At 36.6% G+C, this 17,924-nt stretch carries 16 protein-coding genes; 7 read left to right on the top strand and 9 right to left on the bottom strand.

From position 1 onward, the window contains the following. On the top strand, positions 1-363 hold the full coding sequence (locus BCF58_RS16205; RefSeq protein WP_121462837.1) for a thiol-disulfide oxidoreductase DCC family protein: 363 nt from the start codon (positions 1-3) through the stop codon (positions 361-363). A 33-nt stretch (positions 364-396) separates the two neighbouring features. Here the strand turns inward: BCF58_RS16205 and BCF58_RS16200 are convergent, their stop codons facing one another. The 7 genes from BCF58_RS16200 to BCF58_RS16170 form a co-directional block, all read right to left on the bottom strand. Beyond that, positions 397-2,061: a C45 family autoproteolytic acyltransferase/hydolase gene (locus BCF58_RS16200; protein WP_170149047.1), complete on the bottom strand. Its 1,665-nt coding sequence runs from the start codon at positions 2,059-2,061 to the stop codon at positions 397-399. 64 nt (positions 2,062-2,125) lie between these two features. After that, positions 2,126-3,652 (bottom strand): phytoene desaturase family protein, encoded by a 1,527-nt coding sequence (locus BCF58_RS16195; protein WP_121462836.1) that lies wholly within the window; start codon positions 3,650-3,652, stop codon positions 2,126-2,128. 198 nt (positions 3,653-3,850) lie between these two features. Next, the gene (locus tag BCF58_RS16190; RefSeq protein ID WP_121462835.1) at positions 3,851-4,735 is read right to left on the bottom strand and encodes an LpxL/LpxP family acyltransferase; all 885 of its coding nucleotides are present in this window, start codon (positions 4,733-4,735) and stop codon (positions 3,851-3,853) included. Between the two features lie 119 nt (positions 4,736-4,854). Then, positions 4,855-5,109: an acyl carrier protein gene (locus BCF58_RS16185; protein WP_121462929.1), complete on the bottom strand. Its 255-nt coding sequence runs from the start codon at positions 5,107-5,109 to the stop codon at positions 4,855-4,857. A gap of 4 nt (positions 5,110-5,113) precedes the next feature. Next, the gene (locus tag BCF58_RS16180) at positions 5,114-6,334 is read right to left on the bottom strand and encodes a beta-ketoacyl-[acyl-carrier-protein] synthase family protein (protein ID WP_121462834.1); all 1,221 of its coding nucleotides are present in this window, start codon (positions 6,332-6,334) and stop codon (positions 5,114-5,116) included. A gap of 75 nt (positions 6,335-6,409) precedes the next feature. Then, positions 6,410-7,141 (bottom strand): 3-oxoacyl-ACP reductase FabG, encoded by a 732-nt coding sequence (fabG, locus tag BCF58_RS16175; protein WP_121462833.1) that lies wholly within the window; start codon positions 7,139-7,141, stop codon positions 6,410-6,412. A 58-nt stretch (positions 7,142-7,199) separates the two neighbouring features. Next, complete coding sequence (locus tag BCF58_RS16170) at positions 7,200-8,720, bottom strand: HAL/PAL/TAL family ammonia-lyase (RefSeq protein WP_185144850.1); 1,521 nt, start codon at positions 8,718-8,720, stop codon at positions 7,200-7,202. Positions 8,721-8,818: 98 nt separating this feature from the next. Here BCF58_RS16170 and BCF58_RS16165 point away from each other — a divergent pair, with 98 nt between their 5' ends. Beyond that, positions 8,819-10,066, top strand: a complete 1,248-nt coding sequence (locus BCF58_RS16165; RefSeq protein WP_121462831.1) for an NAD(P)/FAD-dependent oxidoreductase — start codon at positions 8,819-8,821, stop codon at positions 10,064-10,066. A 42-nt stretch (positions 10,067-10,108) separates the two neighbouring features. Here the strand turns inward: BCF58_RS16165 and BCF58_RS16160 are convergent, their stop codons facing one another. Both BCF58_RS16160 and BCF58_RS16155 read right to left on the bottom strand, forming a co-directional pair. After that, positions 10,109-10,702 (bottom strand): hypothetical protein, encoded by a 594-nt coding sequence (locus BCF58_RS16160; RefSeq protein ID WP_121462830.1) that lies wholly within the window; start codon positions 10,700-10,702, stop codon positions 10,109-10,111. Positions 10,703-10,742: 40 nt separating this feature from the next. Next, the gene (locus BCF58_RS16155) at positions 10,743-12,035 is read right to left on the bottom strand and encodes a phenylacetate--CoA ligase family protein (protein WP_121462829.1); all 1,293 of its coding nucleotides are present in this window, start codon (positions 12,033-12,035) and stop codon (positions 10,743-10,745) included. A gap of 301 nt (positions 12,036-12,336) precedes the next feature. On the opposite strand from BCF58_RS16155, the gene ileS reads away from it, so the two are divergent. From ileS to BCF58_RS16130, 5 genes are all read left to right on the top strand, one after another. Beyond that, positions 12,337-15,726: an isoleucine--tRNA ligase gene (gene ileS, locus BCF58_RS16150; protein ID WP_121462828.1), complete on the top strand. Its 3,390-nt coding sequence runs from the start codon at positions 12,337-12,339 to the stop codon at positions 15,724-15,726. 59 nt (positions 15,727-15,785) lie between these two features. Then, the gene (locus BCF58_RS16145; RefSeq protein ID WP_121462827.1) at positions 15,786-16,166 is read left to right on the top strand and encodes a TraR/DksA family transcriptional regulator; all 381 of its coding nucleotides are present in this window, start codon (positions 15,786-15,788) and stop codon (positions 16,164-16,166) included. 191 nt (positions 16,167-16,357) lie between these two features. After that, positions 16,358-16,492 carry a DUF6576 domain-containing protein gene (locus tag BCF58_RS17665; protein ID WP_262697008.1) on the top strand — a complete coding sequence of 45 codons (135 nt, stop codon included), beginning with the start codon at positions 16,358-16,360 and terminating at the stop codon, positions 16,490-16,492. 28 nt (positions 16,493-16,520) lie between these two features. Further along, entirely contained in the window at positions 16,521-17,159 is a 639-nt protein-coding gene (locus BCF58_RS16135; protein WP_121462826.1) for a lipoprotein signal peptidase, read from the top strand. 3 nt (positions 17,160-17,162) lie between these two features. Continuing rightward, the gene (locus tag BCF58_RS16130) at positions 17,163-17,807 is read left to right on the top strand and encodes a SanA/YdcF family protein (protein WP_121462825.1); all 645 of its coding nucleotides are present in this window, start codon (positions 17,163-17,165) and stop codon (positions 17,805-17,807) included. The last annotated feature ends 117 nt before the right edge of the window (positions 17,808-17,924 follow it).

The raw sequence follows: 17,924 nt of genomic DNA, 5'->3' as shown, positions 1-17,924 counted from the left end.
ATGCTGATTTTCTATGATAACTGGTGCCCGAATTGCACAAGATTTGTGCAAATAGTCAAAAAGCTCGATTGGCTTTATTGTATTGAAGAAAAACCGTTAAGAGACATTCTTCACACCAATAAATTCCCAAAACTTGATAGAACAGTTGCTCTGAAACAAATGGCATCCTATAACGGAAAATGGCATTATGGTTTCACATCAATTTACTTTATTCTTATCAAGCTACCTGTATTTTGGATCTTTATACCTTTTCTTTATTTGCTCAAAATATCCGCGATCGGGCAATTCTTATACTCGGAATTAGCTCTTAAAAGAAAAATCATTCCGATCCATTGTGATGAAAATAGTTGCGAAATACCTTAGAGCTTTAGATACGGCAAAGGGATTAAGAGTCTTTTATTTTAGCTTTTCCAATGTTTTTCTTAAATATTTCTCAATATCTTCTTTATCCGGAAGCGTTGTAACTTCTTTTGTCAGTGCTTTTGTAAACTCGGTTTTTGCTTTTTCATAATCCTTTAACTGATAATAATATTTTCCAGCCTGATAATATACCCCCCAGAAATCCGGATTTAAAGATTGATAATGGCTGATGAAATCTTCTGGAAGCAATATATCCTTATTAATAGCGTCAATTATTTCAGAGTTCATTATTTTATATTGCTCATAGTTTTTGAATTCCCGGGAATGTACAAACGGGTCTTCCGCAATATTCATCTGTGATTTTGCCAGTTCTCTTTTCTGCAAACTTTCGCCTGAGAAAATTTCATTCAGGTCATAGCAGACAAATTCTCCTAACTGATACGGATTTGAAGAAACCCAAACCAATTTCTTCTGAGGCGAAAATATTACCGCATGATGTGCCAAAAGCTGGTTGATCGCTTTCTCATTTCCATAACCTATCTTCTCTCCTTTTAAACCGGATTGATCTCTTAAAATGGCCGCCATTTTCTCCGGATTCAGCTTTTTCTTTTCCTGTAAAAGCTCCTGAAGCTTTTCATAACGGTATTCGGAATGGCTTTCTACAATATGCTTCTGATTCCTTTGATCATTTTTATAGGCTTCTGACTGGAAATGATTGGTACAGAATACCTGGCTTGAATTCTGAACCCTGTAAACCCCGAAATTTGTTGGAGAAACTTCAATAATTACTGCATTTTTATCGTTCGCGCTTCCCACCAGAATAGATTCGGAAACGAAAACTTTTCTTTTTTCAGCAATGGCAATCGCCTCATCAATAGTGGCAGCGTATTGTAAAATCTCCCGCGTGACTAAGGAAATAGGCGTTTTCGCCGTTAAAGGAATTTTTGATTTCCCGGCATTAATGGTAACGGTAATTCCTTCCTTATTCATTCCCGAAACTACCCCTATCATTCCCGGCCAGCTTACGGACATATATGGGATCCCCTGTTCGGGTTTTACAAACTCAACGACTTTATTTTTGGAAAAATCATCTCCGACATAGAAATCGAAATTCCTTCCGATCAGTAAATCTCCATCTTCTGTATTTTCATTCCACACGGCTAAGGAGGTACAACCAACCATCGCTAAATCCTGTAATACATGTCCAATATCATGAGCCCCATGTAAATACAGGCTTCTTAAATATTGGGGAGCAATGAAATTGTATTTTTCAGATGAATATCGGGATAACCCATATAATTCTGCCTGATAGTCTTCCCTTACATTAAGGTACATTTTCCTGTTGTACCATTTTAAAAAACCTCTTAATAATTTCTGCTTGAATTTGGATGGAACAAAGCCTTCCACCTTAGAGAAGAATATTTCTTCCTGTTTTTGCATTAAATCCTGAGTCAATGCACCATTATTATAACCCAATTGTAAAGGATTTCCCTGTATATAGAGTTCCCACAGCTGTTGCCTGTTTTTAGTCAAATAATTATGTTTATAACTAAAAGTAGAATCATTGATTTTACTGACTTTAGGAATTTCTAATGAATATTGCTTAACGTCCGGAAGATGATGAACGGATTTTGAAACACCGCAGGAAATGAGGTGGACAATGAGGAACAGTGAGAAAAATGCTAGTGCGAAACGTTTGATACTCCGACACAAGAAGGAATCTCTGCCCTCATCTGTACCCTGGATGACAACATTCAACCAATTATTACTCACTTTTATTCATCATTTGAGTGAGACGTTCATCGATAAGATCCCTTCCTAAGATTTCAGCACAGGTATTGAATGCGCCAATTGTTACTCCCAAAATTCCATGCATATTGACGGATTGCCCTGTCAGGAAAAGGTTATTTATTTTAGTTCGGGGTGAAACCATTGTTTTAAGAGGGTTTTCCGAGCTTTTCATGTATCCGTACATATTTCCTTCAAAACTCCCGATATAATCCCGGTAAGATAATGGAGAGGATGTATACACTTTTTTGATCACATGTCTTAAATCCGGAATTTTCTTTTCCAGCGCATCAATCATTTTCTCAGCTTTCTCCTGTTTGAATTTTTCGTATTGTTTTCCTCTTTCGTGTTCATCAGCCACTGTATTTACCGTATTTTTCCAGGCTTCAACCTCATCAAAATTCATATAAGAGATAGCGGTTAAACTTTCGGCAAATTCCGGGTAAAGTTTTGACGGGGTAGAGGAAAGCATATAGGTTTCCGGCCAGGCTTCCGTTGTATATCGATAAGTACTCCATACATGTTCTGTGGAAGAATGGTGGTAAATATTATAGTTAAAAGCCTGGATTGTGTGAGGTTTCAAAACAAGATAAACACTGAAACATGAGGGCGCCGGCTCCCAGCTCATCACCCTGTTCAAAAAAGATTTCTTTAGCCGTTCTTCGCCGATCAGTTGTATGGTAGAACGAATTTCAATGTTTGAAATAAATTTCTTCGCATGGTATTCTTTTCCGGATTTGGTTTTTACAGTGTCCAACAGGTCATCTTTAAAAATCATTTCCGAAACTTCAGAATGTTTATGAACTTCTGCTCCGTACTGCCTTAATTTCCGGATCAGCAATTTAGAGATCTGGCTTCCGCCTCTCACGCATTTGTAAGCACTTTGAATATATGAATTTACGGTGAGAGCATGAACATAAAAGGGAGCATTCTCCGAATCTCCCGCGTACAGGAAATTGGATCCTAATAAGACTGATTGAAGTTTTTTATCCGAAGTAATGGATTCTATGAACCTTTTGGTATTAAGATGGAGGATCTCCCGGTCATAATTATCGTTTCCGATAACATTATATCTCGGAAACTGGCTACATACATATTGGATTTCTTCGCAATAATTCTCAATGTTTTCTTTTTCATTGGGAAAAAACTCAGATAATTGCTTTACAAAGTTTTCATAGCCTTGTGCATGAGGGTACTCGGTTGTATCGTCTTCAAAAGTAATTCTGTCGAAGGCATCCTCATCCATCTTTTTGATCTCAAGGTCATCCATTATTTCCAGATAGGAAAAATATTGGTTTAGGTTCTGTCCTTTGGAAAGTCCGCCTAAATAATGAACACCGGTATCAAAGATCAGCTTATCCCGTGAAAAAGTTTGCAGGTTTCCGCCATATTGGTTGTTTTTCTCCAGAACACAAACTTTCAAGCCTTCTTTAGCCAAAATAAGTGCCGAAACAAGGCCTCCCAATCCGCTTCCGATTACAAGTATGTCGTATTCTTTTTTCAATAGAGAAAAGTGTTTTTTAGCAAGAATTTTAGAGCTTTTCTTTACAGGTATATATAGGTCCTTCTGTAAGAATTCTAACCAGGTTTATATTCCTAAGAAATGAAGAATCATAATACCCGGACTTAAAGTTTTATCCTCTAAAAATCTTAATGGTTTGAGTTATTTTATTATTAGTTTTCAGACTTAAAATTAGAAAAATTAATCAATATCATCCCAAAAATCGAAATAATTGAACCATTGGGCAGGATATTTTTTCAACATGAACTCAAGATTTTGAACATAAGAATGTAAAAGTCCCTGTGCATCACGTTTTTTAATATTTTGAGCCAGTCTTGCAAATAAGTGATAATGCAGGTTGCTTTCTTTCATCACATATACATACACAACAGGAACTCCCAATCTGGAAGCAATTAAAAATGGTCCGGCAGGAAATTTGGCACTTTTCCCCAGCAATTCCGCTTCGAGATATTTTGAGCCTTCGAAATAGCGGTCACCGGTAAAACAGATCAATTCATTATTGGAAAGCGCCTGATTAATATCAAAAATATGCGACATATCTTCTTTCACATAGATGAACTTAATATTGCTTTTTTTAACCGTTACACTTTCCAGATATTCTTTGATCACCGTAACTTCCTGATCTGTGGTCACCAAATTAATCTGGCAATCAAAATCTATATCTGCAAAAAAGTGTTCTGCAATTTCAAAGTTTCCTATGTGGGCGCTGATAAGAACACCTCCTTTTTTTTCATTTAAAAGGTTCTTCAGGTTTTCAACACCATCAAATTCATAAGTAAAACGATCTCGCAGCCCTACAGAAATAGCAGTTTTATCTATTAGGACCTTGCCGAAAATGAAGTAGCTTTTGAATATAGACATCTTGGATTTCCAAAAGCTATAGTTCAGCCTTTTGCGGAAATAATAAAAGATATATTGGTTGCTTTTTTTCAGAAAAAGAAAATAGTAGGCTGCTACGAAATAGAGAACAATATATGAGCTTCGGATACCAATATTTCTAATGCACCAGACGAATATCTTATATCCTAATATTGTCCCTTTAGACTTACCTTTCCATTTGTTCATAATTGAGTTTACCAATGTACAATATAACAGTGCAACAATATTTTATTGGAATTGAGCAACATTGGTATACTGCTGAATTGGTATTGTTACATTAATTAAGTCAAGTTCTAATCTAATAATTAAGCGTTTTTTTCAGCAATTTTATTCTCGATAGTTGTATAGAAATCATCAAAGGTAACCATCTTTTTAAAATCGGCTTCTCCCAACTTCACTCCAAAGTTAGATTCTATTACCACTACCATATCAATATAATCCAGACTGTCCAGACCCAATGTATTTTTAAGGTTGGCTTCATTGCTGATTTCGTCACCATCTACCTCAAATTCATTAACCAGAAAATCATTAACAATGGCAACAATTTTTTCCCTTTCCATGTTTTTAATTAAATTTTTTAACAATTAATGCGGAATTGGTTCCCCCAAATCCGAAAGAATTTGACAAAAATACGTCAATTTTTTGATTTTTCGTTTCGGAGACTAAATTTATCTTTTTCGCCTCATCGTCAGGATTTTCCAGATTGATGTTCGGGGCAACGAAATCGTTTTGCATCATCAGAATAGAATAGATCACTTCACTTGCTCCTGCCATCCAACATTCATGACCTGTCATGGATTTGGTAGAACTTACAGGGACTTCACTTCCGAAAATTTCATAAATGGCTTTGGCTTCATTGGCATCACCAATAGGTGTGGAAGTTGCATGAGCATTGATATAATCAATATCTTTTGCAGCTAAGCCTGATTGCTTTAATGCTCTGTCCATTGCTAAAGCTGGCCCGTCAACATTTGGAGTGGAAATATGCCCTCCGTTGGATGAAAACCCATAGCCTATAATTTCAGCTAATATGGGCACTCCTCTTTTTTGTGCGGATTCCAGGCTTTCAACAATCAGAGAGGCTGCTCCACCACTTGGAATTAATCCGTCTCTTCCTGAATCGAACGGTCTTGATGCTTTTGCAGGCTCGTCTTCTCTTACTGAAAAAACGCCCAATCCATCAAAGCTTGCCATTGAATATTTATTGGTTTCCTGAGCACCACCACATACAATCATATCCTGGAAACCATTTTTGATCATCATATAAGCCAGTCCTAAGGAATGTGATCCGCTTGCGCATGCTGCACTAATGGTCAAATTAATCCCTCTTAGCTTAAATATGGTGGAAAGGTTCATGGTAACAGTAGAGTTCATGGATTTGAAAATGGCTCCTGAACCCATTAAGGTAGTGTCTTTCTTTTCTCTGGCGATATCAATTGATTCGATAACTGCCTGAGAAACACTGTCATTTCCATATAAAATCCCCACTTCATGGGTATCAAGATAATCCTGATCCAGGTTGGCTTGTTTCAAAGCATCCATCGTGGCAAGATAAGCGTATTCACTCTCTTCTCCCATACTTACTCGCTGTCGTCTGTTAAGAAGGTTTTTTAAATCCGGTTTCGGGACAACACCTGTAAGTCCTGATCTGAAACCAAACTCTTTTCTTTCTTTCACTAAAGCAATACCGGATTTTCCTTGATACAGGGATTCTTTGACTTCTTCCAAAGAAGTCCCGATGCAGGAATAAATTCCCATTCCGGTAATTACAACCCTATTTTCCATTTAAAATTTAAAGGTTTTAGGTTGCAGGTTGTAGGTACAGCTTTTTTACTGTTACCCATTATCTGCCACCTTATTTTATGAGTAAATTCCCCCATTAATATTAATAATTTCACCTGTAATGTAAGAAGCTTTTTTAGAGGCTAAAAATGCCACCAAATCTGCTACTTCTTCTGCTTCTCCAAATCTATTGGCCGGAATCATTGCTTTCAGTTCATCTTCATTAAATTCCTGTGTCATATCTGTTTTGATAAATCCGGGAGCCACTGCATTCACAGTGATATTTCTTTTAGCTACTTCCTGAGCCAAAGCTTTTGTAACTCCTACCAAAGCGCCTTTTGCTGCAGAATAATTGGTTTGCCCGGCAGTTCCTTTCACTCCGGAAACAGAAACCATATTGATGATTCTGCCATATTTGTTACGCAACAGTTTCTGGATAAAGAAATTGGTTACGTTGAAAAATCCATTTAAACTGGTATTGATCACACTGTTCCAGTCTTCATTTTTCATCCACATGAATAATCCGTCTCTCGTGATTCCTGCATTATTTACAATCACTTCAACAATCGCATCAGGATTTTTTTCCTGCCAATCTGATAAAACTTTCAGTGTTTCCTCTGCATTTCCTACGTCAAATTTCAGGATCTCCCCTGTAGCTCCCAATTCTGTAACTTTGGCCAATGTTTCATTCGCTGCCGCTTCATTGGAAGTGTAGTTAATCAGCAGATGATAGTTTTTCTCTTCTGCGAGTTTTATACAGATAGCCCTCCCTATTCCTCTGGAGCCTCCTGTTACTATTGCACATTTCATGTATTAATGTTAGTTTTATTTCAACCCTTAATTACTGACAATTAATTATAAGATTTAATTACATTGTCTTTAAATATTTCTTTACTTCTTCCAGATACGGATACATCACCATATCATCGGAAAAAGCCGGGATAATTTTTCTGATCTCATCGTACAATTTTTTGGTAGATGAAGACACCTTATCCTGAAAACCAAGATATTCAATAGCCTGAACAATCGTAATTGCTTCAATAGTCAGTACTTCGAAAGCATTTTCAATTACCTTTCTGCAAATTACGGCTGCATTCGTTCCCATGCTCACAATATCCTGATTATCATTATTATTAGGAATACTGTGAACATACATGGAATTGGATAACATCTGACTCTCTGCCGTAGTGGAAGTTGCCGTAAACTGTACTCCCTGCATTCCAAAATTAAACCCTAATTTACCTAAATTTACAAAAGGAGGCAAAATTTCGTTAATTTTCGAATTCAAAAGGTAGTTCAACTGCCTTTCGGCTAGCATCGTCAACTTAGTGACTACCAACTTCAATTTATCCATTTCCAATGAGATATAATCTCCGTGGAAATTTCCTCCGTGGTAAACATGCTGATCTTCAACATTGATAATCGGGTTATCATTCGCTGAATTGATCTCATTTTCAAGAACTTTCTCAGTATATTCCAACGTATCCAGGACTGGTCCTAAGATTTGTGGAACACATCTTAATGAATAGTATTCCTGAACTTTATCTTTAAATACGGTCTCTTGCTCTTCAAAATGAGTGTACAAATGGTCTTCTCTTTTCCTGATCAGCTGACTGTCAGATAAATGCGCACGCATTTTTTCTGCGATTTTTTGCTGACCATAATGTTTTTTAGTTCCATTCAACGCTTTTGACAAATGATCATCATATGCCTGAACAATTTCATTGATGGCACAAGAAAGCTGAATAGAAATTTCAGTTAACTGATTGGCTTTGTAAGCATTCACAATTCCTATTCCTGACATAACAGAGGTCCCGTTCATTAGAGCCAGACCTTCACGGATTTCTACTTGTATCGGCTTTAAGCGTTCTATTTCAAATACTTCTTTTGTCGATTTTCTTTCTCCTTTATAGAAAACCTCTCCTTCACCAATAAGTACCAATGCTAGATGAGCTAATTGGACTAAATCTCCACTTGCTCCTACTCCTCCATGTTCAAAAATCAACGGGGTAATATTTCTGTTAATTAGTTCTTTAAGTAAATCAACAACAGATTGATGAACGCCTGAATTTCCTAATGACAGGGTATTTAATCTCGCCAACATACATGCTTTCACTTCTTGTGGAGGCAATGGATTTCCGATTCCTGACGAGTGGCTTCTTATCAGGTTATATTGTAACTGGTGCTTATCTTCATCATTGATCTTAAACTGGGCCATCGGTCCGAAACCGGTGTTCACACCATATATTACTTTATTCTTCGAAAATTCTTTTAAAAACTGAAAGCTAGCATCAATTCTGGCTAAAAGTGCATCATCCAGTTCTATTTTTTCATTTTCAACGATAATCTTTTGAAAATCCTTCAGTTCTAAAAAGTTATTTATTTTCATCAATTAAAAGTAATAATATATAATTTTATAAAATATTAATTAATTGTCATTAATTTTGCGGCAAAGATAGAAGTTATTATTAAAATAAAAAATCAAAGATGGACAAAGAGTTTGTTGACGTTCTCGTAATTGGGGCAGGACCTTCCGGATGTGTATCTTCTTCATACTTAAAGAAGAATAATATCAGCGTAAAGGTTGTTGAGAAAACAAAATTCCCAAGATTGGTGGTAGGCGAAAGCTTAATTCCAAGAGTGATGGATCATTTTGATGAAGCCGGCCTTTTTCCTGCTTTGGATAAAATGGGCTTTGAAAAAAAGCTGGGAGCTCGTTTTTTACGCGGTGACGAAGTCTGTCTTTTTGATTTCAGTGAAAAATTCGGAGAAGGCTGGGACTGGACCTGGCAGGTTCCAAGAGCTGATTTTGATAATACTTTAGCCCGGGAAGTTATTAATAAAGGTATTGATCTTGAATTTGAAGCCGAGGTTACAGATATTAAATTTAATGGGACAGATTCTGTTACTACCGTGGTTAATAAAGAAGGTAAAGCTAAAGAAATCCACGCCAAATTTGTGATCGATTCCAGTGGCTATGGAAGGGTTTTACCCCGCTTGCTTGATCTTGAAAAACCTTCTAAACTTTCGCCACATTCCGCAATTTTTTCTCACGTGGAAGATATTAACAGAGAAGAAGGTGTTGAAGGAACCCTGATCTCTTTTGATATTATTGAAACTGAAGTCTGGCTTTGGGTAATTCCTTTTTCCAATGGCAACACCAGCGTTGGAATTGTAGGCCCTACAGATTATATCGATAAGTTATCGGAAAACGGAGATCCCGCAGAAGCTTTAAAAAGAGCTATTTCCCTTTCGGATTATTATGTAAAACGTTTCGGAGACGTAGATTTCCTTTTTGAACCGAAACATCTGAAAGATTATTCCTGTTCCGTGAAAAAATTATTCGGAGACGGCTTTGCTTTAACAGGTAATGCCTCTGAGTTTCTGGATCCGGTATTCTCTTCGGGAATGGCTTTTGCCACAGAATCAGGAATGCTTGCTGCAAAATTGGCACTGAGACAGATAAACGGCGAAACCATAGACTGGCAAAAAGAATACTCAGATTATATATTGTACGGTGTGGATGTTTTCACAACGTATGTAAAGGAATGGTACACAGGAAATCTTCAGGAATTATTCTTCCACAGACCTGAAAATGAGGATGTAAAAAGAAAAATATGCGCTGTTTTAGCGGGGTATGTATGGAATAAGGACAATCCTTTTGTAAAGAAACATGATACAGTCATTAAAAATCTTGCAAACCTCATTAAATCAGAAAGAGAGCAACAGCAATAAAAGATTTCGGCGGCCTTTGGCCGCCGAAATCTTTTATTAATACTATTTTATTTTTTTCTCTATCATTTTTGCCAAAGTCTTCCCTGTTTTTGCATAGCCCTCCGCTATTCTATCGTTATTGTTAGGCAAACCAACAAAGTTATCTCCTGGAGCGTTTGTTGCTTCGATGGCCAACAAGGTATTTCCTGGATTTGCCGTTTCAACAAACTTCAGAAGTGTACTTACTTTTGAGGGTTGATTCATTACTCCTGCAAACCATCCCGGATAAATCCACGTTGTTACAACAATCACAGTATATTTGGCATTAGGATTTAAACCTGTTTTAATAGCCATATTTTTATTCATAGAAGCAAGGAACTTGTCTACAAAAGATGTTTCCTTTGAGGAATTCCAATCTGTTTTCCATCTTTCAGCTTCTGCATCCCCTTTATCTTTGGCAATTTCTTTTACTCTTTTTTCCAGATATTGTGCTTCTGTCATTTTCTCTTTATAAAAGGTCACTGTACTATAATCAAACTCAACGTTTAATTCCTTTTCGCCTTTTAAAAATTCAAAATTTCCCGATACAACTTTCATTTTCTGTGCTAAAACAAAAGATGAAGTAATAATCATTACGATCAATAGTAATTTTTTCATGGTTGTTAATATTTATGTTTATTTATTCTTACTTATCAAATTATCTCAAATCTATAAATGTAATAGGTTTCCTGCTATTCGGATGATGAACCACTTTAGACAATACATCGAAATCCCATATTTCAATTTTAGGGCTTACTCTTAACTTAGCTCGGAAATGATCCCTTATTTCATTCACGAAATTTTCATCCTCACGCTCTGTACTCACTTTGATGATGATCTCATCCAATCCTATTTCATTAGACTGGATCACAATCTGGTAACAGGAAATCGTGGCAAAATCATTCAGGATATCATTCATGGCAGGTGGATATAAGGTGGTCCCTTTATATTTGATCATCTGCTGTTTCCTTCCGATAACAGGTCCTAAACGCATCGTATTTCTTCCACATAAACAAGGTTCATAATGAGCTTTCACTATATCTCCTGTTTTAAATCTCAATAAAGGAATGGCTTCAACGCCTAAAGTAGTAATGGTAAGCTCACCGCTTTCATCTTCTTTCACTGGGTTTCCATCGTCATCGAGAATTTCCGTGATAATCAGTTCGGGATGATGATGCCCTCCGATCTGAAACTCACATTCCGTAAAAGCCGTGCTCATTTCTGTAGAGGCATACGTAGAAAAAAGCTTAATATTCCATTTTTCTTTGATCTTCTGCGATAGAATATTATCCGTAAAATCCTGGTTTTTGATGCTTTCCCCGATACAAACTGCTCCATAAACACTGGAATTTTTATAATCTAATCCATTTTTCTCTGCATAATCGATCATCTTTAATAAAAAAGACGGAACAGTGATCAGATATTTGGGTTTATATCTGAAAATAGAATCCCATTGCAATTCGGGAATTCCGGGTCCCATTCTGACAACACTTGCCCCCATTTTCCTTAATCCCAGAAAATAAGCCAGCCCTGCCATAAACCTTTTATCAATAGTGGTGATCATCTGTACAACATCTCCTTTCTGAATTCCAGCACAGGCAAAAGAAATAGCTTCATTATAAGCCAATCTTTCAAGGTCATTGTCCGATAACCCAAAAGTTACGGGATCTCCTAATGTTCCTGAAGTCGTACTGTAATCCACAATTTTATCATTAGTTATACAGAAAAAATCATGATTATACTGTTGAAGGTCATTTTTCGTGGTTGTCGGAATTTTCTGTAAATCTTCCAAAGATCGGATATCAGCAATACCAATATTACTTTCCTTAAACAGTCTCTGGTAAAAAGGAGAATTTCCTTCAAGATAAATTAACAGCTCCCTGAGTTTTTCCTCCTGAAACTTTTTAATTTCCTGAACAGTTGATTTTTCAATTGACGGATATAATTCCAATAGTTTCGATTTTAAGTAACAAATTTATTAAAACTTAACTATACTTCTTTCTTTAATTCCTGTAGAGATATATTTTCCCACAGATCACACAAAATTCCACAGATAATCATATGTAAAATCTGTGTGATCTGTTCAATCTACGAGATAAATAAAAGCAGTTTTCAATATTCATATCATCTTTATATTACCATTCTGGAAGTGAAGTTTTTAATAGACAAAACCTAAATAAAACATATATTATAAACCGACAAAATTCACTAAATTTGCAAACTTAATTAATCATCGAATTGAGATATTTACAATGAGCCAATTTAAAGAATATAAAAACCTCAACCTTATCGACATAGCCGAGAATGTATCGGAATTCTGGAAACAAAATAAAACGTTCAGCAAAAGTGTTGAGATTCGTGAGGGCAATCCTGAGTTTGTATTTTATGAAGGACCTCCTTCTGCAAACGGTATGCCTGGAATCCATCACGTTATGGCGAGAGCATTGAAAGATATTTTCTGCCGTTTCCAGACACAGAACGGAAAGCAGGTTTTCCGTAAAGCAGGTTGGGATACTCACGGACTTCCAGTGGAACTTGGTGTAGAAAAAGAATTAGGAATCACGAAAGAAGATATTGGCAAAAAAATCTCTATTGAAGACTATAACAAAGCTTGCCGTGAAGCGGTGATGCGTTATACCGATGTTTGGAATGACCTTACGGAGAAAATCGGATATTGGGTAGACCTTGATGATCCGTATATCACGTATAAGTCAAAATATATGGAGACTGTTTGGTGGTTGCTGAAACAATTGTATGATAAAAGCTTATTATACAAAGGGTATACGATCCAGCCTTATTCTCCAAAAGCAGGAACAGGACTTTCTTCCCACGAATTGAATCAGCCGGGAACGTATCGTGATGTTTCAGACACTACGATCGTGGCTCAGTTCAAAGTAAAAAAAGAATCTTCTGAATTATTCAATGATGTAAATGGAGAGGTAAATATCCTGGCCTGGACAACAACTCCTTGGACCTTACCTTCCAATACGGCTCTTGCGGTAGGAAGAGATATTGAATATTATTTAGTTAAAACGTTCAATCAATATACATTTGAGCCTGTAACTGTTGTTTTGGCGAGGGTACTTTTAGAAAAGAACTTTGGTAAAAAATATGCAGAAGGAACTGATGAGGATTTTGCTAACTATACTTCAGAAAGCAAAACAATTCCGTATAAAGTTCTAAAAGAATTCACGGGAGAAAAGCTTGCAGGAACTCAGTATGAGCAATTAATTCCTTGGTTCACTCCATCTGAAACTCCTGAAAAAGCATTCAGAGTAATTTTAGGAGACTTCGTAACTACTGAGGACGGTACAGGTATCGTTCATATTGCACCTACTTTTGGTGCAGATGATGCAAGAGTTGCGAAAGAAGCAGGAGTTCCGCCAATGTTGGTGAAAGATGAGAATGACAATCTTGTTCCGTTGGTAGATTTACAAGGTAAATTCCTTGCCGGAGATAATGTTCCGGAAGTTTTCTCTGGAAAATATATTAAAAATGAATATTACGATGAAGGTACCGCTCCTGAAAAATCTTGGGACGTAGAATTGGCCATCTTATTAAAAACAGAAAACAAAGCCTTCAAAGTAGAGAAATACGTCCACAGTTATCCACACTGCTGGAGAACTGACAAGCCGGTATTGTATTATCCTTTGGATTCATGGTTTGTGAAAATGACTGCCGTGAAAGACAGATTGGTTGACCTGAACAAAGAAATCAACTGGAAGCCGAAAGCGACCGGTGAAGGGCGTTTTGCCAACTGGCTGGAAAATGTGAACGACTGGAACTTGTCCCGTTCAAGATATTGGGGAATCCCATTACCGATCTGGAGAACGGATGATTTAAAAGAAGAAAAGATCATCGGTTCTGTAGAGGAATTATATAATGAAATCGAAAAATCAGTTGAAAAAGGATTCATGACTGAAAACCCATTCAAAGGTTTCGAGATCGGAAATATGTCTGAAGAAAATTACGCTTTAGTAGACCTGCATAAAAATGTAGTTGATAAAGTAGTGTTGGTTTCAGAATCAGGAAAACCCATGAAGCGTGAAAGCGACCTTATCGACGTTTGGTTCGATTCAGGTTCAATGCCCTATGCCCAATTACATTACCCTTTTGAAAATAAGGAAATGATTGACAGCAATAAAGCATTCCCTGCAGACTTCATCGCAGAAGGTGTTGACCAGACCCGTGGTTGGTTCTATACACTTCATGCAATTGCCACTGCTGTCTTCGACTCTGTTGCTTACAAAAATGTAATGAGTAACGGTCTTGTTTTGGATAAGAACGGACAGAAAATGTCAAAGCGTTTAGGAAATGCCGTTGATCCGTTTGAAACACTTTCTGTATACGGACCGGATGCAACACGTTGGTACATGATCTCCAATGCCAATCCTTGGGAAAACTTAAAATTTGATATTGAAGGAATTGATGAAGTAAGAAGAAAATTCTTCGGCACGCTTTACAATACTTATTCATTCTTTTCTTTATATGCGAATGTTGATGGGTTCAGCTATGCAGAAAAAGAAGTGGAAAACCGGCCTGAAATAGACAGATGGATTCTTTCCGAGCTTAATCTTTTAATTAAAGAGGTAAAAGCGTTCTATGAGGATTACGAACCGACAAGAGTAGCAAGAGCGATCAGCACTTTTGTGAATGATAATTTGAGTAACTGGTATGTAAGATTATGCAGAAGACGTTTCTGGAAAGGTGATTATACAGAAGATAAGATCTCCGCTTACCAGACTTTATATACCTGCCTTGAAGTAGTTGCTAAATTATCTGCTCCCATTGCTCCGTTCTTTATGGATCAGTTATATCAGGATTTAAATAAGGTAACCGGAAAAGAAAAATGTGAATCGGTACACTTAACCGATTTCCCTGTTGCTGATGAAAGCTTAATTGATCAGGATCTGGTTGAAAAAACCCATTTGGCACAAAATATCACCAGTATGGTTTTCTCTCTGAGAAAGAAAGAGAATGTAAAAGTACGTCAACCATTACAGAAAGTATTGGTTCCCGTATTGGACTCTAAAACAGAGGAGCAAATCTTAGCCGTTGCGGAACTGATCAAGCAGGAAGTGAATGTAAAAGAATTACAATTGATCAATGCGGAAGAAGCATCCCATTTAATTGTAAAACAGATCAAACCTAATTTTAAAGCTCTGGGTCCTAAATTAGGAAAAGACATGAAAGTGGTTGGGAATGAAATCGCCGGGTTCTCTGCAGAACAGATTACAACTCTTGAAAAAGAAGGGAAAATAGACATCCAGGGCTATGAAATCACCCTTGATGACGTGGAAATCTCAACGAAAGATATCCCCGGCTGGACAGTAACTTCCGATGGAAAAACAACTGTGGCATTAGATTTGACGTTAACAGAGGAATTAAAATCTGAAGGTATTGCAAGAGAATTCATCAACAGAATTCAGAACTTAAGAAAAGACAAAGATTTTGACCTGACCGATAGAATTAGAATTTCTATCGAAGAAAACTCTCCATTCCTTGAAGATATCAGGAAAAATGAAGAATATATTTCGTCAGAAGTCTTGTCAAATAAAATAGAAGTTGTATCTTCACTTCTTAATTTTAACGAAATCGAAATAGATAACGTTAATTTTAAGATAAATATTGAAAAAAATTAACATATAGTTATTGTATTTCAAATTCCATTTCATAATTTTATTAAAAAAGAGAAAAGAACATGCAAGACGAAAGAGTAAGATATAACGATTCTGATTTACAGGAATTTAAGAAAATCATCCACGAGAAAATTGCAAAAGCTGAGAAAGATTTGGCACTGATCAACGAAAGTTTTATCAATGACCAGAATAACGGAACGGATGATACATCCCCTACTTTCAAAGCATTCGAAGAAGGGGCAGAAACCCTTAGTAAAGAACAAAATGCAATTTTAGCGGGAAGACAGGAAAAATTCATCCGTGATCTGAAAAATGCGCTAATAAGAATTGAGAATAAAACCTATGGTGTTTGCCGGGTAACAGGAAAGTTGATCCCTAAAGAAAGACTTCTTGCGGTTCCTCACGCTACGTTAAGTATCGAGGCAAAAAACATGCAGAAATAGCAGTAGGTTTGCAACAATAAATTTGGGTTTATATGGTATTTCATCAATACTTTATAAACCTAATTTTTAATGTATACCCATGAGCGAATATTTGATTTTAGGGATTATTCTTATCGCGGTTCTTTGGTTTTTCAACAGGGATTGGATCAAAAACAGGTTCTTTCCGGATAAACAAAAGAATTATACCATTGATGATCAGTTTAATTCCGACAGGCGCGGAAAGAGAAAAAGAAATCGACCAGCTTTTAGGTAAAATGGGCAAAAATGGCATCAATGATCTTTCTGCAAAAGACAGGAAAAGACTTGATGAATTGTCCAAAAAGTAAAATTAAAGAAAGATAAAATTTAGAAACCTTGAAAAAGATCCTAGCCGTAACATTCCTTATATTATTAATTGACCAGGCTTCAAAAATCTATATTAAAACACATTTTAACCTTGATGACAGTATCTCTGTCTTACCGGGATTCAAACTTACCTTTGTAGAAAACCCGGGAATGGCTTACGGACTTCATTTCGGAGGAATAATCGGTAAATATTTCCTGGTGATTGTAAGGGTATTATTGATCGGAGGAATGATTTATCTTTTCAAAAAGTGGCTGCAAAGAGGAGAATCCAATTACCTTTTGATTCCAATGGCCATGATTTTTGCCGGAGCAATCGGAAACCTTATTGACGGAATGTTTTATGGTTTGATTTTCGACAGCGGAACAGTCTATGACCCAAGCATCGATCGATGGATCGGCTATGGCGGAGTTTCTAAATTCGTCCCTTTTGGTGAAGGGTATTCCACATTTATGAAAGGTTGTGTGGTAGATATGCTCCACTTCCCTTTGGTAGACTGGAACGTTCCTGAAAATGTTCCGTTAATCGGAGGAAAACATATTGAATTTTTCAAATATATTTTCAATGTTGCGGATTCAGCCATTACCATTGGAGCGGTCCTATTGTTAATTTTCAGGAAAAAGGCATTTCCCAACGGCCTTGAATTTTAAAAAATGAAAAAAATAATCAAAAATATTTTTAAAATTTTCCTGCTTCTTATCGTCGCAGGAATTATTTTTATTGCTTTTGCCAACTACAGCATTAAAAAGCAAAGTGACGCTTTTGTATCTTATACTATTGCAGATGTTCCCGCAACGAAAACGGCATTACTCCTTGGAACCAGCAAAACGTTAAGCAACGGAATGCCGAATGCTTATTTCTATAACAGGATTCAGGCAACCGTTGATCTTTACAAAAGCGGGAAAATTCAATATGTAATCGTAAGCGGAGACAACAGCAGAAAAGATTATAATGAACCTGAGGATATGCAATTGACTTTAATGAAATATGGTATTCCGCAAGATAAAATTTTCATGGATTTCGCCGGTTTTAGAACACTGGATTCTGTTGTAAGGGCAAAAGACATCTTCGGGCAGAAAAAACTGGTTATCATTTCGCAAAAGTTCCATAATGAGAGAGCTGTCTTTTTAGCCCGGAAAAATGGAATGGAAGCCTATGGATATAACGCACCGGATGTCAACAAATATGCCGGATTAAAGACCAATATCCGTGAATATATAGCCAAGGCAAAAGCTTATTGGGATTTGCTTTTCGGAGTTGAACCTAAATTCGGGGGAGATAGGATTTTGATTCCATAAAATATTTCCCTCGCAGATTAAAACAGATAACGCAAATCCTTTTTTAATAGCATAATTGTCTGTGAAAATCTGAGTAATCTGTGTGCGAAAAACATTCGGACTTTTAATAATATTAGT

Origin of the sequence: Chryseobacterium defluvii, from assembly GCF_003634775.1 — a bacterium.
Taxonomy (GTDB): domain Bacteria; phylum Bacteroidota; class Bacteroidia; order Flavobacteriales; family Weeksellaceae; genus Chryseobacterium; species Chryseobacterium defluvii.
This window is presented reverse-complemented; position numbering and strand designations above follow the sequence as displayed.